This is a genomic window from Neorhizobium sp. LMR1-1-1.1, assembly GCF_040675795.1.
GTDB lineage: Bacteria > Pseudomonadota > Alphaproteobacteria > Rhizobiales > Rhizobiaceae > Neorhizobium > Neorhizobium cellulosilyticum.
Genome location: NZ_JBEGHE010000018.1, coordinates 43,881 through 66,250, shown reverse-complemented (window position 1 = coordinate 66,250; position 22,370 = coordinate 43,881). Strand labels below are relative to the sequence as shown.

Here is a 22,370-nt window from a genome sequence, read left to right as displayed (position 1 = left end):
ATGCTCGTTCACTATTTCAGCTCCAGCATCCGACGCTTGGAAAACTCGTCGACGAAGGCGATCACGTCGGTGAGGATCTGATCCTTCGGCGCCTCGAACTTTACCGAAAATTCCTGCGCGATGGCATCAAGATCGCGTTCCCCATCGAGCGCATGCACGATCATGACCGCAATCTCGTCGAGCGCCAGCGCCCGTTCCGGTGCCAGAAGCACCGTCTGACCGCGCACGGAATCCTCCCGCAAACGCACGCCGCGGGCAAGCTTGGCCACCGTCTGTGCCGTTACCGTTACCGCAGAAGGCTCGCTCATTCGGCTGCTCCCTTGATGTCATGCTTCAGCGCCGGCTGATCCAGATCGCCGATCACGCCTTCCTTACCGTCCCAGCCGCCCGGAGGCAGAAGAGCCGGCGAAACATAGGCATTATGCAGCGCATCGAGCTGCGCCCAGAGAACGTCAGTCTTGAAGGTAAGTGCTGCCGCTGCCGCATCCTGCTTTTCCTTCGTGTCGGCATGGTCGAGCACGTAGTTGAGGCCGAAGGCGACATCTACCGGTGCCTCGTCGAGACGCTTGCGGAAATAGGACAGCGCCTCGTCATTGGCAAAGGCGTAATGCTCGATCAGGCCGGCGATGCGGTTCTTGTGGATGGTCGGCGCGAAAAGCTCGGTCAGCGACGCGGCTACCGCATCCAGCATCGGCATGTCGCGCACGAAGCGCACATAGGCATCGCAGGCAAACCGCGTGCCCGGCAGAACGCCACGCGTCGAAGCGACGTAATCGGGATCGAGCCCGACCGCCTCGGCCAGTTTCAGCCAGCGGCGGATACCACCGCCCTCTTCGCGTCCGCCGTCATGGTCCTCGATGCGCTTGCGCCATGCGCGGCGGATCGAGATATCCTCGCAGCGCGACATGAAGGCGGCATCTTTGAGCGGAATGCGGCTCTGGTAGTAGAAGCGGTTGATCACCCATGCACGGACCTGCGTGATCGAGCACCCACCGCCATGCAGCATGCCATGGAAGGGATGCTTGTCGTGATAGCGGGCATCGCCGATGGCGCGCAGGCGGGCTTCGAAATCGGTTCGGTTCTGTGCCACGTTCTGAATGTCAGACAAGGTCGATCTCCATTCCGTCATGACCGACCTCGAAACCGGCGGCGGTGACGGCATCCCGCTCCGCGCCGTCGCGCCAGATCGGGTTGGTATTGTTGATGTGAACATAGACCATCCGGCCTATGTCGAGTTTCGACAGGACGTCGAGGCTTCCCTCGCCGTCGGTCCCGTCGCCGGTGATCGGCATATGCCCCATCCGCTGTCCGGTCTTTATGCCGGTACCGACGCGGATCATCTCGTCATCGGTAAACACCGTGCCGTCGAAGAAGACCAGATCGGCGCCGCGGATACGTTCGCACAGCCAATCGGGAAGCGTCGCGCAGCCCGGAATATAATAGGCGCGTTTGCCGTTGGCGATGAGTTCGACGCCGATCGTCTGTTCGCCTTCAAGCCCAAGCTCCGGCTCGCCCTCCTCCAGGAACAGTGCCACCTTGCCCGGCACGGCGAAAATGCGCGCCTGAAGACCGTCGAGCGGCGAAAACCCGTCGTCGGGCCGGATCGCGTGACGCTTGACGAAGGCCGGGTCGAGAACCCGGAATACCGGATTGGCATCGATCACCGCACCGATTGCCGACGTGGAGAACAGATCGAAAGCCTGCTTTTCGCGGATCGTCAGAAGCCCGCCGATATGATCGACATCGGCATTGGTGATGACGACGCTTTTGATCGGGCTGTGTCGAAGTGTTTTGGGATGAAGCTGCGGCGTCTGCTGGATCTGCTGGCGGATGTCGGGAGAGGCGTTGAAAATCGCCCATGTCTCGCCATCGAGACTGACGGCAAGCGACGACTGCGTCTGCGGAAGGATTCCGGAAGAAGGATCGCGGGCGGCGGCGCAATTGGAGCAATTGCAGTTCCATTGCGGCAGGCCGCCGCCCGCGGCCGAGCCGAGCACGAGAAGCCGGAGACCGGTCATAAGCCCCGTGCCCTTCACGATCAGAACAGAACGGGCTCGTCGCCGTCTGCCGGTGCGTAACGGTTGATTTCCATTCCGCAAGTTACCTCAACAAACTTCGGTGCAGTCCATTTCATATCGGAACTCCTATCGTTTTGTTTCGCGACCAAGGCCGCAGGGCGAAGGTAGACGAGCAGGCACTTTGTGAACCGGCCCTCACGAACACGTTTGCAGCAAACGTGGTGTTGCAGCCTATCTGCACGACGTGCTGGAGGCATGTCGTTCAGTGCTGCGCTTGGCGCATCTAGCGCCAAGATCGTATCAGTCCCCAGCCACGGGAACTGCGTAAGCCTTGAATGGCGCCGCATCGACCTTGGATTGACCGCGCATCGAAAGCTTGGATTCCAAGGCCCAGATAGTGTCGCCGACAATGGTGACGCCAGCCGGGCCTATCAAACCGGATCGCAGGGTCTCCACCTCGACCGTGTCGCCCTTTACGGTAAGAAGATCGATGGTGCCTCCGCCTTCCGCCATGACGAACTGGGTGGCGTTCAGCCGCCGCAGCCCGTCCGGCTGCATCAGAGGGCGTGATGTGGTAAGCGTGACCGGTGCGCCAGCGGAGCCGTCTGCCCGCAATTCGATGCGGAACAGCTTTCCCGTCGTGAAGCTGTTTACGAACAGCTGCCGCTCCTGAAAGTCGAGGCCGTCCGCGCCATCGAGCTCCGCGGATCTGGACCATTCCTCCAGGGTCTCGCCGCCGTCTGGCAGGCGCAGGATGCGCCCCCCGGTCGTGTCGGCGACATAGGCCGCCTTATCGGGGCCGATAGCGATGTCGTTGCAGAGGCCCTTGTCACCCGGCAGCGGATGTTTGCTGCGGAAGGCGCCGGTATCGAGATGGTATCTGTAGAGTGCCGGGACTACAGGCGGCGCTCCAGCGGCAGGCGGGTCCATGCGCGACGAGCAGACCCACAAAGTGTTTGATGCGTCGTCGGCGAGGACGCCGAAGGTGTCGAGTAGGCCGTTGTCGCCGGGAGCAATCCACTGCGTGGCGATGGCCGCGCCTGGCGACGCCCTGAAGATGCCACCCGTGCCGACTGAACCGGTGATAAGGGTTCCGTCTCGCGTCGATGTAATATTTTCAGGGAAGGTGTTCGGCCCTCCAATGACAATTTCGGTAGGGGATGCAGTTGCGTGACCCGCGCAAGCTATAGCAACTGCGGTCAGGATGGTCCGTGACAGGGTAATCGCAGGTTTCCGATGCGATGAGATCGACATGCCTCTTTCAATGCGAAGGCGGCCCATAGTCATTTCCTCCAAGGCGAATAAAAGGTGCTAGGCGCTGATCCCGCCGTCTACGTTGAGCACTGTTCCGGTGATGAATTTCGCCGCAGGACTGACGAGAAAGGCTACCGCCGACGCGATATCGCCGGGCTCGCCGTAATGTCCGAGCGCGGTGAGGGCGCGTAGTCCATCCGCGTGATCCCCGTTTGCCGGGTTCAGATCAGTGTCGGTCGGCCCCGGCTGCACCAAGTTCACCGTGATGGCCCGTGAACCGAGGTCACGCGCGAGGCCCCTGCTGAAAGCCGAGAGTGCGGATTTGGTGGTCGAGTAAAGCGTTACTCCGGGAAACGGCACCCGCTCAGCCAGAAACGATCCGATCATGACGATGCGCCCGCCTTCACTGAGGTGCTGCATCGCGGCGCCCGAGGCCACTACGGCCGAACGGACATTCACATTGAACATGGCATCAAGGTCTGCAAGGCTTCCGTCGTCGCCGACGTTGGCGTAACGAGCAATGCCGGCATTGTTGACAAGAATGTCGAGCCCGCCGAGGCCGGCGACCGTTTCCTCGACTGCACGCTTGACCGCTTCGGGATCAGCGCTGTCGGCTCGAATGGCAAACGATTTTCGCCCTGTTCGCTCGATCTCGCTCACCACGTTGCCGGCTTTGTCAGCGGAGCTTTCGTAGGTAATTGCAACGTCAGCGCCTCTCTTGGCCAGCATGATCGCGATGGCTGCGCCGATGCCTCGCGACGCGCCTGTTACCAGCGCGCGTTTTCCAGCAAGTTCATTCATGAATCACCTGTTCGGTTGGTTCGTTGGAAAGCTGCGGTCTCGGCAAAATAGCGGCGTACCGAGTTGCGAGACCGCCGGTTCGTTCAAAGTTTTCGCATTAGGGGAGGCCGTAGACGACGATGCTGCTGCGCGTCACGTCGATCGGCCAAACCCCACCGCCATTGCCAACGGCCGCCGCCACAAACTGCTTTTCGCCTACCTGATAGGTTATGAGACCGCCGCCGAGAGGCTGGCCCAGATTGTCGTTCCACAACCGCTTACCGCTTGCCGCGTCAAGCGCGAACAGGTTGCCGGCGAGGTCGGCTGCGAAGACCAGTCCGGTTGCCGTAGGGGTAATACCGGCAAGGACGGGTTTTGGCGTCTCCAGCTTCCAGCGTATGTCGCCCGTGTCGGCATCGAAAGCGGTGAGCCAGCCACGTGCTGTCGACCAGTCTGCGAGAACCTTGTTGAGAGGCTCGAGAACCCCGAGCCAAATATCTCCTGTAGGCGGAACAGGAGCGTCACGAGACTGGAGCGTCACTGTTGAGCACCAATCGACAGCACCGACGAATAGGGTGTTTTCAGCGGGGTGGTAGGCAGCGCCGTTCCACTCAGTCCCGCCGAATAACCCTGGACAAAATTTGGTGGGGCGCTCTCGCGAAAGCGGCACATCGCCGTTTTCACGTGTAGTCGTGGGCTGGGCATACACGAAAGGAAGACCGGCGCTGAGGTTCGTTCTGTCAAGAACCGTGAGCAGTCCATCCTTGTTAGCAGAAGCCGCGATTTTGCGCCCGAGGGCAGTCGTAACAAGCGCTGGAGCAGCACTAACGCCCCAATCGTGGAAGTCGCGTTTTACGACTTGGTTGTGGGTGATCCGCTTGCCTGTTTCACCATCGATGGCGATGATCGAGTTGACATAAAGGTTGTCGCCTTCGCGAAGTTCGGCATCGAAATCTGGCGCGGGATTGCCGGTGGGTGCATAAACGACGCCCGTCTCCTCATCGTAACTGAGAGAGACCCACACACCACCGCCCGAAAGCGGATTGCCCTGAGGCATTTTCCAAGTAGCCCGGATTTCGGGCGTGTCAGGGATCACCTCGAAGCGCCAAAGCAGCTTGCCTGTCTGCGCGTCATACGCATAGACGTGCCCCCTGACATTGGCACGGTCACCGCCGGCATTGCCGACGAAAACCTTGCCGTCGGCAGCGATCGGCGCCATAGGTATGGTAACGCCTGGGCCAGCGTCCGGGATCCGGGAATCCCACACCGTCCGGCCATCCTCTGCAGAGAGTGCAAGCACATGCCCCTCCATGGTGCCCCGATACAGCTTGCCATCGAGATAGGCAAAGCCACGGTTCGCCGAGATGACGCCCTCGCCCTTTGGTACGGAATGGGTGACGCGCCAGCGCTCTTCGCAGGTCGCCGCGTCGACCGCGAAAGACCCGCTGGGTGAGGTGAAGTAGAGAACACCGTCGATCACCAGAGGACCGGTCTGGAACGATGTTGGCTCCGGGAGGGCGTATTCACATTTGCGCGTCAGGTTGGCAACATTGTCCTGGCTGATCTCATCAAGCGGCGAATATCGGTCGCCTGCCAGCGTTCTGTTGTAAGATGGCCAATTGTTTTCGTTCACCGATTTCGGGTCAGCATGAGCAACCGATCCCGAAAACGCCACAAGCGCTGACAGGGACAAGAGGAGTTGTCTGCTCCCTCCCTTTCTCTTCTCAGCTGCTAGTTCGTTTGGCGCTAAAGCGGACGTAGATGTCTCGCATAATACGCCTGCCGACCGCAACTTGATAAGATCAATGTCAGTATTCGCGACTGAAGACTCGCGATGGGCTTCGGCTCTGGTGGTTGAATTGTTGACCACAACATTCCTCCTTGGTGATGACTAACCGTAGCGTTGACGAAGGTTTGCTAAAAGTCGCACCCTGTGAGGAAGTGTGTCGCACAAACAGGAACAGGCAGTCGGGCGCTGACCCTTGCCCTTACCAGCGGGAAAGCTTTTCAAGCATTACGATCCGACGGGCGAGCGTCTGACATTGCAGCGTTCCCCGAAGCGCGACAGAGTGTAGCGCCAAGCATGACTAGCTGGCACGGAACCAGGATGACAGGTTCTCTTCGGCAACGTGATCGTTGCTAACTGGGCAACTTCAAAATTAAAGGATTATCATGAGCTTGCGCAATGGACTCAACTCGCTACTTCGCCCTGAGGAATCGGTGCTTGTCCTGATCGATCATCAGCCCTTTCAGCTTGCGAACGTAAACAGCCACTCTCCAAGAGATGTAGTAGCAAGTACAGCCGGTTTGACCAAGTCGGCCAAGGCGTTTGGTGTGCCGACGATTATCACGAGCGTCGTAGCCGACCGTGGTGGACTAATCTTCCCTCAAATTACAGGGATTTTTCCCGACCAGGAAGTCATTGACCGCACCACCCTCAACACGTGGGAAGATAAGAAGGTTGTTGATCTTGTGAAGGCAACCGGTCGCAAACAGCTTATTATCGCGGGACTCTACACCGAGATTTGCGTCGCCATGCCAGTTATTCACGCTCTCGGCGAAGGTTGGGACGTGACCGTGATCACTGATGCTTGCGGTGGCGTATCCGTTGAATCACACGAGCGAGCCGTCCAGCGAATGATCGCTGCGGGAGCCAATGTTATGACATGGTTGGCGCTTGCATCCGAATGGTACCGAGACCATGCTCGGACCGAGCACACTGACGCGTTCGTGGAAGTGCTCAAGGACTTTGAACCCGGCATCGGCATCGCGTTCCTTTGGGAGCAGCAACTGCTTAAAACCCCAGTCGAGTCACTGGAAAGCTCCGGTTTCTAAGCTGGTACGGGCGAGGATCGGTGGCTGGATCAAACTCCACTGAACCCTCGCCACCTTCAAGCCGGTCTACCAACATCGCACTCAGCTCACTTAGGCTAAAGACGCAATTTCCATGGACATTGGTATCCACAGCTTCGCTGGCTTCTTTCCAAATTCCGCAACCGGAAAAATGCCCGCGGGTGCCGATCGGATGGCTAGCCTCCTTGAGGAAGTCGAGGCCGCTGACATCGTCGATCTCGACTTCTTCGGTATCGGCGAGCATCATCGAAGTGAATTCCTCGACTCAGCACCTGCGGTTATTCTGGCTGCTGCGGCTGCTCGCACTCGGCGGATTGAATTAACAAGTGCCGTTACCGTTTTGAGCGCGACCGATCCGGTGCGGGTCTTTCAGGAGTTTGCCACACTTGATCTCATTTCGCGTGGGCGCGCCGAAGTGGTCGTCGGGAGAGGATCGTCTGTGGAGGCTTTTCCGTTGCTCGGTCTACCATTGCATTATTACGACGCTGTGTTTTCAGAAAAACTCGAGTTATTGCTCAAACTAAGAGAGACGACGAATCCAACTTGGCAGGGACGATTTCGTCCTTCGTTGAATGGGCAAGGCGTATTCCCGCGGTCGCATCAGCCACAGCTACCTATATGGGTAGGCGTGGGCGGCACACCGGAATCCTTTGAACGAGCGGGAGACCTCGGCTTGCCGCTGATGATCGCAATCATCGGAGGGACGTTTGAACAATTCCGACCTCTCGTAGATCTCTATCGCGAGGCAGGGCGGCGTGCCGGGCATGACGCGGTCAAGTTAAAGGTGGGAGTGCACGCAATGGGTTTCTTGGCAGATAGCGACAGTGAAGCGCAGAATATATTCTTCCCTGGATGGGCCAGAATGGTAGGCCAATATGCGCGTGAGCGCGGCTTACAGGAACCAATGCGTACACAATTTGATGAGCTGACGAGCTCGCGTGGGGCATTTTTTATTTGGTAATCCGGGTACGGTAGCGGCGAAGCTAAGACACGCTAGTGACGTACTTGGAGGGATTTCCCGCGTCGCTTTCCAGATGACGTCGGCAGCGTCCGAATCCGCGGCGATGGTACGATCGATTCAACTTCTAGGAGTTGAAGTAGCACCCGCCATAAGAGCGCTGAAGTTGGCTCGATAGCTGCGGCGGCCGTCGAGAGATGCAGCAGTGTACCATTTGACATCGCAATCAACGGGGTCCCATTCTACCAGCCAAGTGTCAGGAGCGGACGAAGCAAGTTCCAAGCCCGGGTCAGGCGGCGTGTCTCACAATGAGCTTCTTTAAGGGGAAATGCGTGGTGGATACTGATGATCTGAGGACATTTCTTGAGGTTGCTGATTCTGGAGGTTTAACTCCAGCGGCGCAGCGACTTGGAATCTCGAAGTCGATGGTAAGTCGTGGTGTCGGCCGGCTTGAGACTTCCCTCGGTGTTCACCTTTTAGTACGATCAGCGCGTGGGATATCTTTGACTGACGCAGGTGCGACGTTTTACGATTATGCCCTAAGAGTTTGCGCCGAGCTCGATGTAGCAAAGGAAACGATATTACCAGCTGGTGAGCTTCGAGGGCTCCTCCACGTAGCTGCCCCCCTTTCGTTCGGGCCGACCCATTTCGCACCCGTTTTGGCAGAGATGGGGAAACGGCACCCTCAACTCCAAATCCATACATCTTACACTGATCGCTTCGTTGATCTGGTAAGTGAGGGTTTCGATTGTGGCATTCGGGTCGGTTTCCTTGACGATTCGAACCTTATCGCCCGCCGCATCGGGCCACTCCATGGAAAACTCGTAGCTAGCCCGGAATATATACGGAAAAACGGTAGTCCTGAGACCCTGGACGATTTGTTCTCACATCAAGCGCTTCTTGGGGCGGATACCTGGAAGCTCATGGATGGTGACAAACTTATTGTCATTAAGCCGAAAGGTCGCTTCAAAGCAGACAGCGGGACAGCTCTTGCCGCCGCCGCCGCCGCAGGTCTCGGTATAGCTGCGTTGGCCAACCAATTCATTCACGATCATCTGGCTGCTGGGACTCTAGTTCCGGTCCTAGCGCGCTATCCTCTGCCGCGAGCAGGCATATTTGTGGTTCGGCCACCTGGACTACAGCCTAACAGGAAGGTGAGAGTACTGACGGAAATGCTTATCGAAACCCTCGAACCGGAATTGACCCGTTACGCTGATGGGCCTTGATTCATTTAACAATCGCTCGGGTCGACACTGCTACCGCGAGCGACTGTTCGAAAGGCGCCCCCGAGACCGAACTGTGGTCAAAACTCTCTGAGAGCATTTCTGTAAGCACCTGTATTTTTCGTACTGTATACTTCGAATGTAAACAAACAACATCTATGCCAGCGTCAGGAACAGGAAAATCTGTCATCACTGGCACCAACGTGCCCGAAGCCAAGTGATGGCTGATAAGACCAGTAGGAAGAATGGCGACTCCCAGCCCTTCAAGCGCTGCAGCGACTAGAGCGATCCCGTTATCCGCTCTGAACCGGCTAATTGGCTTAACCGAGACGACCTTGTCGCCGTCTATAAGCTGCCAAGCCCCATCTCCTTGCGTCAGGGCGACATGATTTGAAACAAGCTCCTCCAAAGTTTCCGGAGATCCGTGCTCTTCAACGTAGGCCGGACTGGCGACGACTTTCCCGAAAATAAGCCCGACACGATGAGAATCTAGACCAGGATGTTCAGAGCGCCCGAGGCGAATTGCGCAATCGAACCCATCCGTGGCGAGATCAACAGCATGATCACTAAAACTGATGTGAATTCGGAGGTTGGGATGACGTTTCGCCATTTCGATGAACACGGGTGCAAAATGTGTCGGTCCAAAAGAAAGCGGGGCTGCGATCCTTAGAAGGCCACAAAGATCGCCCATCGGAACGATCATCTCTCTTGCTGCGTCTATTTCTGCACACACGCTCGCCGCGTGATCGCGAAATGTTGCGCCGGCTTCAGTCAACGCGGCACCGCGGGTCGTGCGCGCCAGAAGCTGGACACCGAGCTGGGCTTCCAGTCGATGCAGTTGTCGGCTAACCATCGATTTTGTAACACCGAGCCGTCTTGCTGCCGCGGAAACTCCACCAGTGTCGGCGACTTCCACAAAGGTTCGCATATCTTCAACGTTCAATTTGTATTCCTCGTATGCGACGACGTTTACCAGAGTGATGGACTATCGCATCGCTAGGACAGATGACAACGTCTTGCCGTGTAGCCGGATCGAACCGGTTCGCCATGCTCAATGAAAACGGCGACCAAGCGGGTTTCTTATTCTTGCCCGCACCTAGTATGAAGGCTTCTTGTCCGCTCCCACAACGTCTTTGAACCCATCGGCAATCCATATCTTGTAGCTCAAGCATAATATGGCTTGAAGCTCTTTTCTGGGTCAAATCCGCTGATATGGCTACGACCGACGCCTGTTTGTAAGCTACGATCCGCTCGGTACTCGAACGGCTGCCGAATGACTCAAAAAATGTTGCAGCTTTCGCCCTGTCGGCACGTTTGATCCGGTCATCCGGAAGGTTCTGCCGCTTAAAGCAGCGCGTATCTGAAATTCGGCTCACGCCGCGCAAATGAACGAGAAAGAAGAAATCGGACGTGCTGCCAGCCATGATGGTGAAGCATAATGTGCATGACTGTAGCCTAGCTCCCGGAAGGAATGCTTAAATCAGACGCAAACCTAAGTTCCCCTATCAAAGTTTGCATCAGCTCTGCTGCGGGTAGCTCGCGGACATAGGGCGCTCCTTTCCCGGCCCAGTAATTGGAATATTCATGGTTACCCCGCATGGCAGCTACCGAATGCAGCTGTTTTGCCAAGTCGTAGGCTAGGGGATAGCTAGCCGGCAACGGGCTATTGGGGCGTTCTCCATGCGTGATTAAGTCGTTGATAAACCCGCGAGCAGGTCGACCAGAAATCACCGAAGTCATGGTCGTAGGGCATGCCCCCGAGGCTCTGAGCCTTTCTTTGTATGCGAGTTCAGCTGAACTTTCCGGGCACAGAATGAAAGCTGTTCCAAGTTGAGCGGCAACAGCGCCGTGCCTGAGCGCGACACTTATTCCGGCGCCATCCATAATGCCGCCGGCCGCGATTACCGGAAGATCGACATCTCGCACTAACCGCTGCACCAACGCAAAGGTACTTAGCTGATCGTCATCACCTTGCGGATCGAATACGCTTCGATGGCCTCCCGCCTCATAGCCCTGTGCGATGATCCCGTCTATCCCGGCAGCTTCAGCAATTCTCGCCTCCTCGCGGCTGGTTACGCTCGCGAGTGTAGTGATGCCAGCTGTCCTTAAGGCGGCTATCCGGTCGAATGAAGGAATGCCGAAATGAAAGCTGACGATTGGCGGGCGCAATTCCAGCAGCATCAGAAATGCTTGCTCATCTACCAGGAAGCTCTGATAAATCTCATTCAGCGCTCTCGGCGCGTTAACTCCGAATTTCTCAAACAAACCGGAAAAGTGACGAATCCAAGTCGTCTCTACGAGTTCATCCCGTTCCGGCGGCCTGTGGCAAAATACGTTCACGTTAAAGGGTTTATCGGTAAGTGAGCGGGTCTGAACTATTGCGGCTCGGGATTGGGTGACGGAACTTGCTCCTAAGCCCAGAGATCCCAAACCGCCTGCGTTGGAAACGGCAGCTACTAGCGCGGGGGTGGATATTCCAGCCATCGGCGCCTGCACCACCGGGTGCTCGGTCTGAAGGAGTTCAATCATGCCGTCCTCATATCTCTTGCAATGTTGACCAAAGTCGGTTCTCGAACTCTTCCAGATGTCAAAGGTTTAATGACATCGGCTTCACTCCCCCCTTCGGAAGCCCGAAACACCTTCTTACCCAATTAAGGAATGCACCATAGGGCGGCCCAAGCACCAGCATCATGACCGTAGCACCAAGAGTGCCGCTGAGCAGACTGGAGCTTTGCGCGCCGCTTAGAGCAAGAATCGCGGCGTAAAATGGCACCTGGAACGTGATGAGAGCAGTGCTATCCCAGAATAACCGAGAGAGTTGCTTGTCGGAAGCGCATCGCATCAGCAAGTCGCGCCAAATGCCGTACGGACGCGCTACCGGAACCATAAGAACGGCGCCAAGCAAACGCGCATTAAAAATTTGCTCCCAACTCATACCGGCAATCATACGCTCGTTGATTATGCCTGTCGCAGTGAAGAACAGGAGGAGCGCCAGAGTGTCGGCCATAAAGGAGCGTCTACCGTGGCTTGCTATGTTACCCACGATGGGAGCCTCCAGCGTATCGTCCACGCTCTGCGGGCAGTATCGCAGCACTGGGTTCTTTGATAAAAATGAAAGCGTTAATTCGCCGCATTCTCAATCAACTCTGCCACAATGTTCGGTTTCGAGACCATGACGACATGCGACGCGCCTTTAACCACAACCGTACGCCTTGAGCCAGCCCGCTCGGCCATAAACCGAAGCGCCATTGCCGGGATGTTTTTGTCGCTGTCACCGAAGACGAAGTAGGATGGCAGCAACTTCCACGCGGGATTGAGCGGCTTCTCCGCGAGTGCCGCTTCGGTGATTGGCCGTTGCGTGACTGCCATCAGTGCAGCATCTTCGGCCGATATATCGTGCGCGAACTGGTCCGTGGAACTTCGTCTGGTCGATATAAAGATCACCGCCTCCAGCAAGCTTGACGGGAGGGGCGAGCTCTTCACCCAACGTACCACCGGGAAATTTGTCCGCCAGATCGGCCGCAGCTTCCCCAGCGTCCGGCGCGAAGGCTGCCACGTACACGAGCGACTTGACGTTGTTGTGCTTGTTCACGACGTTCGAGATCACTTGCCCACCGTAAGAATGTCCGACAAGCACTACCGGCCCCTCTATGCTGGCGAGAATATCGGATACAAAGCTAGCATCGGTCGGGACGCTACGCAGCGGATTTGCGACCGCGATTGCTTTGTATCCATCTTTTTTGAGGTGATTGACGACGCCGTTCCTGCTGGATGAATCAGCGAATGCGCCGTGCACAAGGACGATTGTGGGCTTGGACTCCTCAGCGGCTGCAGTCCCGAACAATAGGGTAGTCGCGACAGCAATCGTAGCGGCAAATTTCGACATCTATGTCTCCCTGCAAAGATCGGCACGCTTAGTTTCAATCAGTTTCTAATCGCTTGGGCGCGATGGGCCTAAGTTCGCGGGGGCGTGCGTTCTGTACTGATCGAACAATGGATAATCTAACAGCACCGCAGGACGAAAGCTGGCAGCGATGGTAGACAGCATCACCCGTGTCGCGATCGTCGGTCGCAATTTGACATGTCATGTCCCTGCGTTCTCAATCCTTGCTTGTTGGCAGACTTTCAGCTTAGTGGCCAGGATTTTGGCGTTCCAAAAATTGCGACAGACTTTTGCTAATTGCGCGACTATCCAGCTGCTCCTTGCAACGCTACCAACAGACAATCGGTAACGGATGAATAGCAGAACGCGAGTATCAGGGCTCTTGCAAGCACCCGATGCTGAGAGGGGAGCGCATGGCAGATATGAGCTTGGGGGAGACGATCGGGCCTGCGATCGTTCTGATGGGGGCGGCAGTCGCAGCCGTGCCCTTGTTCCGGCGGCTCGGCCTCGGATCGGTGCTGGGGTATTTCACCGCCGGCGTGCTGGTCGGTCCCTCCGTGCTCGGCCTGTTTACCGACACCCTCTCCATCCTGCATTTTTCGGAACTCGGGGTGGTGATGTTCCTGTTCGTCATCGGACTTGAATTGCGCCCGCATAAGCTATGGGCCATGCGCGGCCAGATTTTCGGACTGGGACTGGTACAGGTGGCGGCGGCGACCGCAGCCCTTGCCCTGACCGGCATATTGGTTTTCGGCCTATCGGGACCGGTCGCCTTCGTTGCCGGCGCCGGTTTCGTCCTGTCCTCGACCGCGGTCATCATGTCGGTGCTGCAGGATCGCGGAGAGATATCGAGTGCCGAGGGCCAAAAGTCCGTCTCGATCCTGCTCTTCGAAGACCTGATGATCGTGCCGCTTCTGGCGGTGGTCGCGTTCCTCTCGCCGCTGTCGCAGGGCCAGTCGGGCTGGCTGGATATCCTGCTCGCCTTCGGGGCCCTGCTTGCCTTGCTGGGCGTTTCCAAGTGGGGCCTCAATCCGTTTTTCGCCCTTCTGGCACGGGCCCGGACGCGCGAGGTGATGACCGCAGGGGCGCTGCTCGTGGTTCTCGGTGCGGCGCTGCTGATGGATGCGGCCGGCCTTTCGATGGCGATGGGCGCATTCCTCGCCGGCGTGATGCTGTCGAGCTCAAGCTATCGCCACCAGATCGAGAGCGACATCGAGCCGTTTCGCGGGCTGCTGATGGGCCTTTTCTTTCTCGCGGTCGGCATGTCGCTCGACCTTTCGGTGGTCGCCGCGGAATGGTGGCTGCTGCTGTCCATGCTCGTCGCTTTCACCATCGCCAAGGGCGTGGTGGTCTATGCCGTGGCGCGGCTGTTCGGCGGCTCCAATCACAAGGCGCTGCACCGCACCTCGATGTTCCTTCAGGGCGGGGAATTCGCCTTCGTACTCTATTCCGCAGCAGCGGCCGGCGGCGTGATCGATGCGCGCGACAACGCCCTGTTCACCACGGTGGTGATCTTCTCCATGGCCCTGACGCCGCTCCTGATGATCGCGGCGGACCGACTTTTGCGCAACGAGGCCTCGATGGAGGGCGTCGAACTGGCCCGCGACCTGAACGGCAGGGTGCTGATGATCGGCTTCGGGCGGTTCGGCCAGATCGCCTCGCAACTGCTGCTCGCCAGGGGCGTCAGCCTTTCGGTTATCGATACCAACCCCGATCGCATCCGCGATGCCGGGCGCTTCGGCTTCAAGGTCTTTTTCGGTGACGGCACGCGTCTCGATACCCTGCGCCACTCCGGGGCAGGCTCTGCCGATGCGCTGATGATCTGCGTCAACGATCCGAAGGCCGCGCTGCACATGGTGGAACTGGCGCAGCATGAGTTTCCGCAGGCGAGGATCCTGGTACGAAGCTATGATCGCGGGCATGCGGTGGAACTGATCCGGGCAGGCGTGGATTACCAGATCCGAGAGACGGTCGAATCCGCCTATCTCATGGGTGCCGAGGGCCTGCGAGCCCTGGGATATGCCGAACTGGATATCGAGGAGACCGCCGAGGACGTGCGTCAACGAGATGAAGGCCGCCTTTCGGAACAGGTACAGGGGGACGAAATGTCCGGCCGCGACCGGCTGTTGCTGCAGCCGGTTCCGGAGCCGCTGAGCAAGGCGGCGAGCAAGGACCGATCCGCGACCTGACGCTAGGCGCAAAACGGCCCTTGGCACAGGCCGGCAGGCTACAACGGCGGGTCCTCGCTGCCATCATGCGATGGCATAACCTTGAGCACGGTAAAGGAACGCATATGAAAGCCGCAGTCTATGCCGAGCCCGGCCCGCCCTCGGTCCTGACCTATGTCGACATGCCCGATCCCGTCTGCGGACCTGACGATGTTCTGATCGCGGTCGAGGCGATTTCGATCGAGGGTGGCGACCTGATCAATCGAAGGTCTACCCCTCAGGCATCGCCCTGGGTCGTCGGTTATGCTGCCGCCGGGACGATCGTTGCGATCGGTGCCAATGTTTCGGGCCGGGCTGTCGGCCAGCGGGTGACGGCCTTCGACATGCATGGCTCTCATGCGGAACTCTGGTCCGTGCCTGCTTCCCGCACATGGCGTGTGCCCGACGGGCTGGGCATGGCGGAGGCTGCGACACTGCCCATCTCGTTCACCACGGCGCATCACTGCCTGATCACCAAAGGCGGCCTGCGGCAGGCCGAGACGGTGGTGGTGCAGGCCGCCGCCGGCGGCGTCGGCCTGGCAGCCGTCCAGATCGCCCATGCAGAGGGCGCGCGGGTCATCGCTATTGCAGGCGGCCGCGAACGGCAGGCGCGCCTCATGGAGTTCGGTGCATCCCATGTCATCGATCGCCTGCAGGAGGACGTGGTGGACGAGGTTCTCCGGCTCACCGGCGGGAAGGGCGCGGATCTCGTCATCGACCCCGTCGGCTCGACCCTGCAGGCGTCGCTATCCGCCCTTGCCCCGGAAGGTCGCCTCGTCTTCGTCGGCAATGCCGGAGGTGGCGGCCTGGCTGTCGATCTCTGGCAGGCGATGCAGAACAACCAGACCCTGCACGGGGTGTTCATGGGGACGCTGTTCGAGAGGCCGGACGTATCCGGAACTGTGGACGCACTGCTGGCGGCGGCGCGCGACAAACGTCTGACGGTCGTGATCGACCGGACATTTCCCCTCTGTGAGGCGGCAGAGGCTCATGACTATGCGGAGACCGCCAAGCCTCTGGGCCGTGTTGTGATGATCCCCTGATACGGGGACTTGCGGCTCATTCCGGCCCACCCGGCCGCAAGCCGGTCCGGGTTCAGCGACACAGTTTTGCAGGAAGCGCTTCTATCGCGCGGCTTACCCCGATGCCATAGAGGTTACATGATTGAAAGTCATTTTTATAAGGGTGGCGGTCAGAGGAGGTGGCCATTGTCCGCTGGCCGAAATTACGGCCGGAAGGGCTCAAGCAACAGGCATGCCGTTGTTTTTCAAATAGGGAATTAGATGATGCAGAATCCAGAGATTTCAGAACGCGCAGCGACCGATCAGCCGACATGGATACCGAAGCAGCAATCGGCCGGCGTGCATCCCCATATGACGGACGAATTTGCCCGCGTGTATCAGCGGACGGCGAACCGAAATACCGGGCAGGTGGCGGCGGCGGCGCTCGATCGCGTCGGCACCATTCAATGGGGCACGCGTGTCCTCGATATCGCTGCCGGGGCCGGAGCGCTGAGCGTGCCTGCTGCCCTTCGCGGGGCCTCGGTGCTGGCGGTGGATAACGCACCGGGCATGGTCAACCTTCTGGCCGACCAGCTTGCGCCCTTTCCATCTAGTGAGGCAAGGCTGATGGACGGCCAGCAGCTCGAAATGGAGGATGGTCGCTTCGATGCGACATTCTCGCTGTTCGGCGCAAGCCTCTTTCCCGACTGGCGGCGCGGGCTTTCAGAACAGGCGCGCGTGACGCGCAGCGGCGGCAAGGCCTGTATCGCCACCTGGCGCCGGCCGCCCGGCGGCGGCCCCTTTCTGGTGATGGCGCAGGCGCTGCGCGCGGTTTTTCCCGAGATGCAGCCGCCAGCGCCGCCGGAGGGTTTTTTGGCCTTGGCCGAACCAGATCGCTTGATTGAGGAAATGTCACTGGCAGGACTGGCGGAGATCAGCGTAGAAGAGATTGAGACGATCTGGGAGGGCCAGTCCGGTCAGTCCTACTTGGATGACCTACGCGGACTGCATAGTTATATGGGGGCATTCCAGCAGCTGGACAAAGACGGGCAAAGCCGAGTTGAAAAGGCGATCGCGGAGGTAATTGAAGGATTAACCGTGGACGGCAGGGTACTGATCCGGTCCTCCGCCATTTTAGCCATAGGAAAAAAAGCTTAGGATCGTTTCCATGACGGCGGTCCGATCATGCGCACTCAAAAATTACGTCAGCAATGGGTTTTAGCCTGATCACAAGTCCTGTTTACCAGCGCTTGTTGTGTTGCCACTGGTGGAATGGTTTCCGAAGCATTCAATCAGCATTTCGGTGAGGACCCTTACTTTTCGAGTCGGGTGGAGGCCGGGAGGCCGAACAACAAATATTCCGGCTGGTGGGATTGGATGAGCAGGCATGACCTCCACCAGATTGCCCGATAGGATTTGATCTGCCACGAGTGGCTCCGGCAAATAGGCGATCCCGAGGCCATCCAATGCAGCCGCTATAAGTGAAATCGCGTTATCGGCCACAAAACGTCCCTGAGGACGCACCCGGACGATCTTGTCGCCATCCATGAACTGCCAGGTCTCGGCGTCTCGAATGACCAATTGATGATCCAGGATTTCATCGGGCTTTCTGGGAGCACCATGAGCCGCGATGTAGGCAGGACTTGCGACCAGCCTGCCGAAAATCGGGCCGACTCGTCTGGCGACGAGATTCGAGTCGGGAAGATACCCGACACGAATTGCGCAATCGAACCCTTCACCGACGAGATCCACGAACCGATCAGTGTAGGATGACTGTATGTGCAGTTGTGGGTGTTGCCGTGCCATCTGCGACAGAACAGGAGAAAAATGCGTTGGTCCGAACGACAACGGAGCGGCGACACGCATGCGGCCTCGAAGCTCACCGACAGGGAGTATGGTTTCTCGCGCAGCGTCCAGTTCAGCCGAAATTCTGGACGCGTAATCCCGGAATGTTGAGCCTGCTTCGGTGAGCGCTATGCCTCGGGTCGTCCTAGCAAGCAACTGGGCACCGAACTCAGCTTCAAGTCGTGTAATCCTGCGGCTGGCCATCGACTTTGAGATGCCCAGTCGCATCGCTGCAGACGAAACGCTACCGGCATCCGCGACTTCGACGAATGTTCTCAAATCTTCCAGGTCCAATGCGCGTTCCTCGTTTCGCAACACAGCTTAGCACGATCCGGGACTACCGTACCAAAAAAGACAATGACAAGTTGCGGCGGAATGTTTCTCCGGCGAGAGCATTCTCTGATCTAGCCTCAACGAACCGCCAAAACAGGATATTATCCATGACCTTTCGTAACGGCCTCAATTCCCTACTCCGCCCCAAAGATTCTGTCCTCGTCCTTATTGATCACCAACCCTACCAGCTTACCAACGTCAATAGCCATGACCCCCAGGCTGTCGTTAACAACGTGACCGCCCTTTCAAAGCTGGCGAAGGCTTTCGACGTTCCGACGATCCTGACAAGCGTTATCGCGGACCGCGGTGGCAAGCTCTTCAAGCAGATCACAGACGTCTTCCCGGGACAGGAAGTCATCGACCGAACCTGGGTGAACACCTGGGAGGACGAAAAGGTGGTGGAACTCGTCAAAGCGACTGGCCGCAAGCAGCTGATCATCGCAGGCCTGTGGACAGAAGTCTGCGTCGCGATGCCTGCAATCCAGGCTGCCGGCGAAGGTTGGGACGTGACGGTTATTACCGATGCATCGGGCGGAAGCTCCACCGAGTCTCATCAAGTGGCCATCCAGCGAATGATCGCAGCTGGCGTCAACATGATGACTTGGATGGCTTTGGCTGGTGAATGGCAGCGGGACTGGGCGAGAACTGAGCACGTTGAGGAACTAACAGAAGTTCTCATTTCACACATGAGCGGCAGCGGCATAGCGTATCTGTGGGAACAGCAATTGCTCAACACACCGATCCCAACGACCAAGGGCGGGCACTAAAAACCAAGCCGGGACGACGTGGATATCGAAGGCAAAGTCGCGTGAATTGCGATGTTCCAAAATCCTCGTCGTCCCTTCTACGTATTACAGGTCGAGCCATCTGAAACATTGTTAATCGCCATGAGATGACGTGTCTCCGGCCATCCCCAAACTTCTGCGTAGGCCTGCACCAACGCGTTTGGGCCGATCATAGCTCCGACCGCAGCAGTGAATAGCGGATTGCAAGGATCGCACATGGAAATCGGTATCGATAGTTTTGCCGCAATACTTCCTGATCCGGCGACAGGTCGATTTCCATCGCCCACAGTTCGCATGGCTGAACTGATTGAGGAGGTCGAGCTTGCTGATCGTGTCGGGCTGGATGTGTTTGGCATTGGTGAGCATCACCGTGGAGAATTCCTCGATTCCGCACCGGCTGTCATACTGGCCGCAGCTGCAGCGCGCACCAGCCGGATCAGGTTGACAAGCGCGGTAACAGTTCTGAGCGCCGCCGATCCGGTGCGTGTCTTTCAGGAATTTGCAACACTCGACCTGATTTCCAAAGGGCGCGCGGAAATCGTTGTCGGTCGCGGTTCGTTTGTCGAGGCTTACCCGCTGTTTGGCCTGGAAACACGCGACTACGACGACCTTTTCGCAGAAAAACTCGACCTGTTGCTCGCGCTTGGCGAAACGACGAATATCACTTGGGAGGGGCGTTTCCGCGCGTCGCTCAAGGAACAAGGTGTCTTTCCGCGCCCTCATCAATTACGGCTTCCGGTTTGGGTAGGCGTCGGCGGCACGCCCCAGTCCTTCGCACGGGCAGGTGCACTCGGCCTCCCGCTGATGGTAGCCATCATTGGCGGCAATTTTGAACGGTTCCGTCCACTTGTCGATCTCTACAAAGAGGCGGGGGAGCGTGCTGGACATAGCCCTGATGCTCTGAGGGTTGGCATCCACGCAATGGGTTTTATCGGCGAGACAAATGCGGCCGCCGGTGATGCCTTTTTTCCTGGCTGGGCCCATCTCACCTCAAAGATTGGTCGGGAGCGCGGATGGTCGCCGCCGACACGCCAGCAGTTCGACGCGATGGCCGGCCCGGAGGGCGCATTCCTTGTTGGTGATCCGCAGACTGTGGCAGCCAAAATGCAGAAGGCCAGCAAAATACTCGGCGGCATTTCCCGCATCACCTTCCAGATGAGTACGGCCTCGCTTGATACTACGGCAATGAAGCGATCCATCGAACTTCTGGGCACGGAGGTCGCGCCGATCGTGAGGGCAGCACGAAGAATTTAGTCGAGCCTGATCGAAAAAGGGAGGAGCGAGTGAATATCGAAGATCTGCGGACATTTGTCGAAGTTGCCGATACCGGAGGCGTCTCGCCGGCGGCGCGGCGTTTGGGAATTTCCAAATCGATGGTCAGCCGCCGGCTCGCACGGATAGAGTTGGAACTCGGTGTCCAGCTTCTTGCGCGCACCACACGAGGCGCTGGCCTGACGGAGGCGGGCGTGACATTCCGCGAGTTTGCAGCAAAAACCTGTAGCGAGATCGAGATTGCACGCGAGACGATATTGCCAGATGGTGATCTTCGTGGACGGTTGAGAGTTGCCGTACCGCTGACATCGGGGCCAATGTATTTTGCACCCGTGCTTGCCGAAATGGCCAGCCATCACCCACAGCTTCAGATCCATGCCGAATATAGCGACCGGTTCGTCGATCTCGTCGCGGACGGGTTCGACTGCGCAATTCGGGTCGGCCTACTGCCTGACTCCAATCTCATATCGAGGCGCGTGGGAGAGATTTATGGAAAGCTTGTCGCCAGCCCGGCTTACATAAGGCGGTATGGTCTGCCTGAAACACCGGGCGATATCGCAGCGCATCAGGGCTTGATAGGAGCTGAGGCGTGGCGGTTTACAGAAAACGACAGGATCGTCACTGTGCAGCCACAAGGGCGCTTCAGTTCTGACAATGGCGCCGCCCTTGCAAGCGCGGCGGCGGCAGGACTCGGCCTTGCATGGCTTCCCGACTGCGTGACTCATGAATATCTGGCGTCCGGAGCGCTCGTCCCGGTGATGCCCCGCTTTCCGTTGCCAGTCGGCACCGTTTATGTCGTGAGGCCTTCCAGCCCGCATCCCGCCCGCAAAGTGCGTATCCTCTGCGAGTTCTTGATCGCTTCCTTCGAAAAACGCCGGCATCCGAATGAGTCGGTGAACGGGGTACCTGTAGCCAATGTTCTCGACGCATAGATAAACAGACGAAAAGAAAGGTTGCGCAAATGAGTTGGAACCCTGCAATCGAACCGGGCTGTCCTGATGAGGTCGGTATCGAGGCGATCGAAGCGCTTATCGTGCCTCGGGCTCGCGATATCGGCGGCTTCGAGGTGCGGCGTGCCCTGCCGGCGCCGAAGCGGCAGATGGTAGGCCCGTTCATCTTCTTCGACCAGGCAGGGCCGGCTGAGCTGTTGACTGGACAGGGTATTGACGTCCGTCCCCATCCGCACATTGGTCTTGGCACCGTCACTTATCTCTTCCGCGGCGATTTCCACCACCGTGACAGCACTGGAGCGGACCAGGTTATCCGGCCCGGCGCACTGAACTGGATGGTGGCGGGACGTGGCGTGACCCATTCGGAGCGGACAACTGCTACGGCTCGAACCGGGCCAAACAGCCTGTTCGGTATCCAGACTTGGCTTGCTCTCCCGGAAGCCCATGAGGATATGGATCCGACGTTCGAGCACCACGGCCAGGAAACCCTGCCGGTGATCGAAGATAGGGGAGTTTCACTGCGCCTCATTCTCGGAAACGCCTATGGCGAGAACGCCCCGGCCACCATGCTTTCCGAGACGTTTTATGCGGATGTCGTGCTGGAGGCGGGTGCACGTCTGCCTATGCCGGACAATCACGAGGACCGGGGCATCTATATCGTCGAAGGCTCGATTTCAGTTGCCGGACAGAATTTCGAGTCCCCGCAGATGATGGTCTTTCGCCCCGGCGACAGGATCACGGTCGCGGCTGGCGAAAGGGGCGCGAGAGTGATGATTCTCGGTGGCGCAACGCTCTCTGGACCACGTTACATCTGGTGGAATTTTGTCGCCTCCTCGCAAGAGCGCATTGAAGCAGCAAAGGCGGAATGGCGCGCCCAAAACTGGGGCAAGGGACGTTTCGACCTTCCGATTGACGACCGCGACGAACACATTCCGCTCCCGGATTAAGTCCGTGGCCGGTGGAAAGAGTTGCAGAGCGGCTTGAAGACCATGCCAAAAAAGACACGGA

Annotated in this window: 22 protein-coding genes and 2 pseudogenes; 10 read left to right on the top strand and 14 right to left on the bottom strand. The window is 58.3% G+C overall.

Features of this window, described 5'->3' with window-relative positions; translation table 11 throughout:
- Window positions 1-11 precede the first annotated feature (11 nt).
- The 7 genes from pqqD to MRBLMR1_RS10310 all read right to left on the bottom strand — a co-directional run bounded on the left by pqqD (window position 12) and on the right by MRBLMR1_RS10310 (window position 5,685).
- Entirely contained in the window at window positions 12-308 is a 297-nt protein-coding gene (gene pqqD / locus MRBLMR1_RS10340; RefSeq protein ID WP_183687839.1) for a pyrroloquinoline quinone biosynthesis peptide chaperone PqqD, read from the bottom strand.
- Window positions 305-1,129: a pyrroloquinoline-quinone synthase PqqC gene (gene pqqC / locus MRBLMR1_RS10335; protein ID WP_183687837.1), complete on the bottom strand. Its 825-nt coding sequence runs from the start codon at window positions 1,127-1,129 to the stop codon at window positions 305-307. The genes pqqD and pqqC overlap by 4 nt, the downstream gene beginning before the upstream one ends.
- Entirely contained in the window at window positions 1,101-2,018 is a 918-nt protein-coding gene (gene pqqB / locus MRBLMR1_RS10330) for a pyrroloquinoline quinone biosynthesis protein PqqB (RefSeq protein ID WP_183687835.1), read from the bottom strand. The genes pqqC and pqqB overlap by 29 nt, the downstream gene beginning before the upstream one ends.
- A gap of 20 nt (window positions 2,019-2,038) precedes the next feature.
- Window positions 2,039-2,134 carry a pyrroloquinoline quinone precursor peptide PqqA gene (pqqA, locus tag MRBLMR1_RS10325; RefSeq protein ID WP_183687833.1) on the bottom strand — a complete coding sequence of 32 codons (96 nt, stop codon included), beginning with the start codon at window positions 2,132-2,134 and terminating at the stop codon, window positions 2,039-2,041.
- 184 nt (window positions 2,135-2,318) lie between these two features.
- Entirely contained in the window at window positions 2,319-3,272 is a 954-nt protein-coding gene (locus MRBLMR1_RS10320; protein ID WP_183687831.1) for a hypothetical protein, read from the bottom strand.
- A 57-nt stretch (window positions 3,273-3,329) separates the two neighbouring features.
- Window positions 3,330-4,073, bottom strand: coding sequence for a 3-oxoacyl-ACP reductase family protein (locus MRBLMR1_RS10315; RefSeq protein WP_183687829.1), 744 nt, complete (start codon window positions 4,071-4,073; stop codon window positions 3,330-3,332).
- 97 nt (window positions 4,074-4,170) lie between these two features.
- A complete protein-coding gene (locus tag MRBLMR1_RS10310; protein WP_183687827.1) occupies window positions 4,171-5,685 on the bottom strand; it encodes an outer membrane protein assembly factor BamB family protein in 1,515 nt (504 codons plus the stop codon).
- A 539-nt stretch (window positions 5,686-6,224) separates the two neighbouring features.
- Between MRBLMR1_RS10310 and MRBLMR1_RS10305 the strand changes: the two genes are divergently transcribed.
- The 3 genes and pseudogenes from MRBLMR1_RS10305 to MRBLMR1_RS10295 all read left to right on the top strand — a co-directional run bounded on the left by MRBLMR1_RS10305 (window position 6,225) and on the right by MRBLMR1_RS10295 (window position 9,089).
- The gene (locus tag MRBLMR1_RS10305; protein WP_112512049.1) at window positions 6,225-6,887 is read left to right on the top strand and encodes a hydrolase; all 663 of its coding nucleotides are present in this window, start codon (window positions 6,225-6,227) and stop codon (window positions 6,885-6,887) included.
- 112 nt (window positions 6,888-6,999) lie between these two features.
- A pseudogene (locus MRBLMR1_RS10300) lies at window positions 7,000-8,041 on the top strand (LLM class flavin-dependent oxidoreductase).
- A gap of 130 nt (window positions 8,042-8,171) precedes the next feature.
- A complete protein-coding gene (locus MRBLMR1_RS10295) occupies window positions 8,172-9,089 on the top strand; it encodes a LysR family transcriptional regulator (protein ID WP_500064462.1) in 918 nt (305 codons plus the stop codon).
- Window position 9,090: 1 nt separating this feature from the next.
- On the opposite strand, the gene MRBLMR1_RS10290 is transcribed toward MRBLMR1_RS10295, so the two are convergent.
- From MRBLMR1_RS10290 to MRBLMR1_RS10265, 6 genes and pseudogenes are all read right to left on the bottom strand, one after another.
- Window positions 9,091-10,029 (bottom strand): LysR family transcriptional regulator, encoded by a 939-nt coding sequence (locus MRBLMR1_RS10290; protein ID WP_500064460.1) that lies wholly within the window; start codon window positions 10,027-10,029, stop codon window positions 9,091-9,093.
- Complete coding sequence (locus MRBLMR1_RS10285; RefSeq protein WP_183687821.1) at window positions 10,019-10,510, bottom strand: hypothetical protein; 492 nt, start codon at window positions 10,508-10,510, stop codon at window positions 10,019-10,021. Before MRBLMR1_RS10285 ends, MRBLMR1_RS10290 begins: the two co-directional genes overlap by 11 nt.
- Before the next feature lie 31 nt (window positions 10,511-10,541).
- The gene (locus tag MRBLMR1_RS10280) at window positions 10,542-11,615 is read right to left on the bottom strand and encodes a nitronate monooxygenase (protein WP_183687819.1); all 1,074 of its coding nucleotides are present in this window, start codon (window positions 11,613-11,615) and stop codon (window positions 10,542-10,544) included.
- A gap of 58 nt (window positions 11,616-11,673) precedes the next feature.
- Entirely contained in the window at window positions 11,674-12,093 is a 420-nt protein-coding gene (gene alaE / locus MRBLMR1_RS10275; RefSeq protein ID WP_183687817.1) for an L-alanine exporter AlaE, read from the bottom strand.
- Between the two features lie 113 nt (window positions 12,094-12,206).
- A complete protein-coding gene (locus MRBLMR1_RS10270) occupies window positions 12,207-12,530 on the bottom strand; it encodes an alpha/beta fold hydrolase (RefSeq protein ID WP_500064457.1) in 324 nt (107 codons plus the stop codon).
- 121 nt (window positions 12,531-12,651) lie between these two features.
- Window positions 12,652-12,972: pseudogene (locus MRBLMR1_RS10265) on the bottom strand (alpha/beta fold hydrolase); the annotation flags it as partial.
- A gap of 410 nt (window positions 12,973-13,382) precedes the next feature.
- Between MRBLMR1_RS10265 and MRBLMR1_RS10260 the strand changes: the two are divergent.
- From MRBLMR1_RS10260 to MRBLMR1_RS10250, 3 genes are all read left to right on the top strand, one after another.
- Window positions 13,383-15,158 (top strand): monovalent cation:proton antiporter-2 (CPA2) family protein, encoded by a 1,776-nt coding sequence (locus MRBLMR1_RS10260; protein WP_183687815.1) that lies wholly within the window; start codon window positions 13,383-13,385, stop codon window positions 15,156-15,158.
- Between the two features lie 104 nt (window positions 15,159-15,262).
- Window positions 15,263-16,219, top strand: coding sequence for a quinone oxidoreductase family protein (locus tag MRBLMR1_RS10255; protein WP_500064454.1), 957 nt, complete (start codon window positions 15,263-15,265; stop codon window positions 16,217-16,219).
- A 240-nt stretch (window positions 16,220-16,459) separates the two neighbouring features.
- Window positions 16,460-17,335: a class I SAM-dependent methyltransferase gene (locus MRBLMR1_RS10250; RefSeq protein WP_500064452.1), complete on the top strand. Its 876-nt coding sequence runs from the start codon at window positions 16,460-16,462 to the stop codon at window positions 17,333-17,335.
- Window positions 17,336-17,404: 69 nt separating this feature from the next.
- Here the strand turns inward: MRBLMR1_RS10250 and MRBLMR1_RS10245 are convergent, their stop codons facing one another.
- Window positions 17,405-18,316 carry a LysR family transcriptional regulator gene (locus tag MRBLMR1_RS10245; RefSeq protein ID WP_183687811.1) on the bottom strand — a complete coding sequence of 304 codons (912 nt, stop codon included), beginning with the start codon at window positions 18,314-18,316 and terminating at the stop codon, window positions 17,405-17,407.
- Between the two features lie 146 nt (window positions 18,317-18,462).
- Here MRBLMR1_RS10245 and MRBLMR1_RS10240 point away from each other — a divergent pair, with 146 nt between their 5' ends.
- From MRBLMR1_RS10240 to MRBLMR1_RS10225, 4 genes are all read left to right on the top strand, one after another.
- Window positions 18,463-19,122 (top strand): hydrolase, encoded by a 660-nt coding sequence (locus MRBLMR1_RS10240; protein WP_500064450.1) that lies wholly within the window; start codon window positions 18,463-18,465, stop codon window positions 19,120-19,122.
- 234 nt (window positions 19,123-19,356) lie between these two features.
- Window positions 19,357-20,394, top strand: a complete 1,038-nt coding sequence (locus MRBLMR1_RS10235) for an LLM class flavin-dependent oxidoreductase (RefSeq protein WP_183687806.1) — start codon at window positions 19,357-19,359, stop codon at window positions 20,392-20,394.
- Between the two features lie 29 nt (window positions 20,395-20,423).
- Window positions 20,424-21,344, top strand: coding sequence for a LysR family transcriptional regulator (locus MRBLMR1_RS10230; protein ID WP_183687804.1), 921 nt, complete (start codon window positions 20,424-20,426; stop codon window positions 21,342-21,344).
- A 29-nt stretch (window positions 21,345-21,373) separates the two neighbouring features.
- Window positions 21,374-22,309, top strand: a complete 936-nt coding sequence (locus tag MRBLMR1_RS10225) for a pirin family protein (protein WP_183687802.1) — start codon at window positions 21,374-21,376, stop codon at window positions 22,307-22,309.
- Window positions 22,310-22,370: the final 61 nt, after the last annotated feature.

Coding starts and splice junctions, on each gene's coding strand:
- pqqD (WP_183687839.1), bottom strand. CDS start 308: ATGAGCGAGCCTTCTGCGGTAACGGTAACGGCACAGACGGTGGCCAAG.
- pqqC (WP_183687837.1), bottom strand. CDS start 1,129: ATGACGGAATGGAGATCGACCTTGTCTGACATTCAGAACGTGGCACAG.
- pqqB (WP_183687835.1), bottom strand. CDS start 2,018: ATGACCGGTCTCCGGCTTCTCGTGCTCGGCTCGGCCGCGGGCGGCGGC.
- pqqA (WP_183687833.1), bottom strand. CDS start 2,134: ATGAAATGGACTGCACCGAAGTTTGTTGAGGTAACTTGCGGAATGGAA.
- MRBLMR1_RS10320 (WP_183687831.1), bottom strand. CDS start 3,272: ATGTCGATCTCATCGCATCGGAAACCTGCGATTACCCTGTCACGGACC.
- MRBLMR1_RS10315 (WP_183687829.1), bottom strand. CDS start 4,073: ATGAATGAACTTGCTGGAAAACGCGCGCTGGTAACAGGCGCGTCGCGA.
- MRBLMR1_RS10305 (WP_112512049.1), top strand. CDS start 6,225: ATGAGCTTGCGCAATGGACTCAACTCGCTACTTCGCCCTGAGGAATCG.
- MRBLMR1_RS10295 (WP_500064462.1), top strand. CDS start 8,172: ATGAGCTTCTTTAAGGGGAAATGCGTGGTGGATACTGATGATCTGAGG.
- MRBLMR1_RS10285 (WP_183687821.1), bottom strand. CDS start 10,510: ATGGCTGGCAGCACGTCCGATTTCTTCTTTCTCGTTCATTTGCGCGGC.
- MRBLMR1_RS10280 (WP_183687819.1), bottom strand. CDS start 11,615: ATGATTGAACTCCTTCAGACCGAGCACCCGGTGGTGCAGGCGCCGATG.
- alaE (WP_183687817.1), bottom strand. CDS start 12,093: ATGGCCGACACTCTGGCGCTCCTCCTGTTCTTCACTGCGACAGGCATA.
- MRBLMR1_RS10260 (WP_183687815.1), top strand. CDS start 13,383: ATGGCAGATATGAGCTTGGGGGAGACGATCGGGCCTGCGATCGTTCTG.
- MRBLMR1_RS10255 (WP_500064454.1), top strand. CDS start 15,263: ATGAAAGCCGCAGTCTATGCCGAGCCCGGCCCGCCCTCGGTCCTGACC.
- MRBLMR1_RS10250 (WP_500064452.1), top strand. CDS start 16,460: ATGATGCAGAATCCAGAGATTTCAGAACGCGCAGCGACCGATCAGCCG.
- MRBLMR1_RS10240 (WP_500064450.1), top strand. CDS start 18,463: ATGACCTTTCGTAACGGCCTCAATTCCCTACTCCGCCCCAAAGATTCT.
- MRBLMR1_RS10235 (WP_183687806.1), top strand. CDS start 19,357: ATGGAAATCGGTATCGATAGTTTTGCCGCAATACTTCCTGATCCGGCG.
- MRBLMR1_RS10225 (WP_183687802.1), top strand. CDS start 21,374: ATGAGTTGGAACCCTGCAATCGAACCGGGCTGTCCTGATGAGGTCGGT.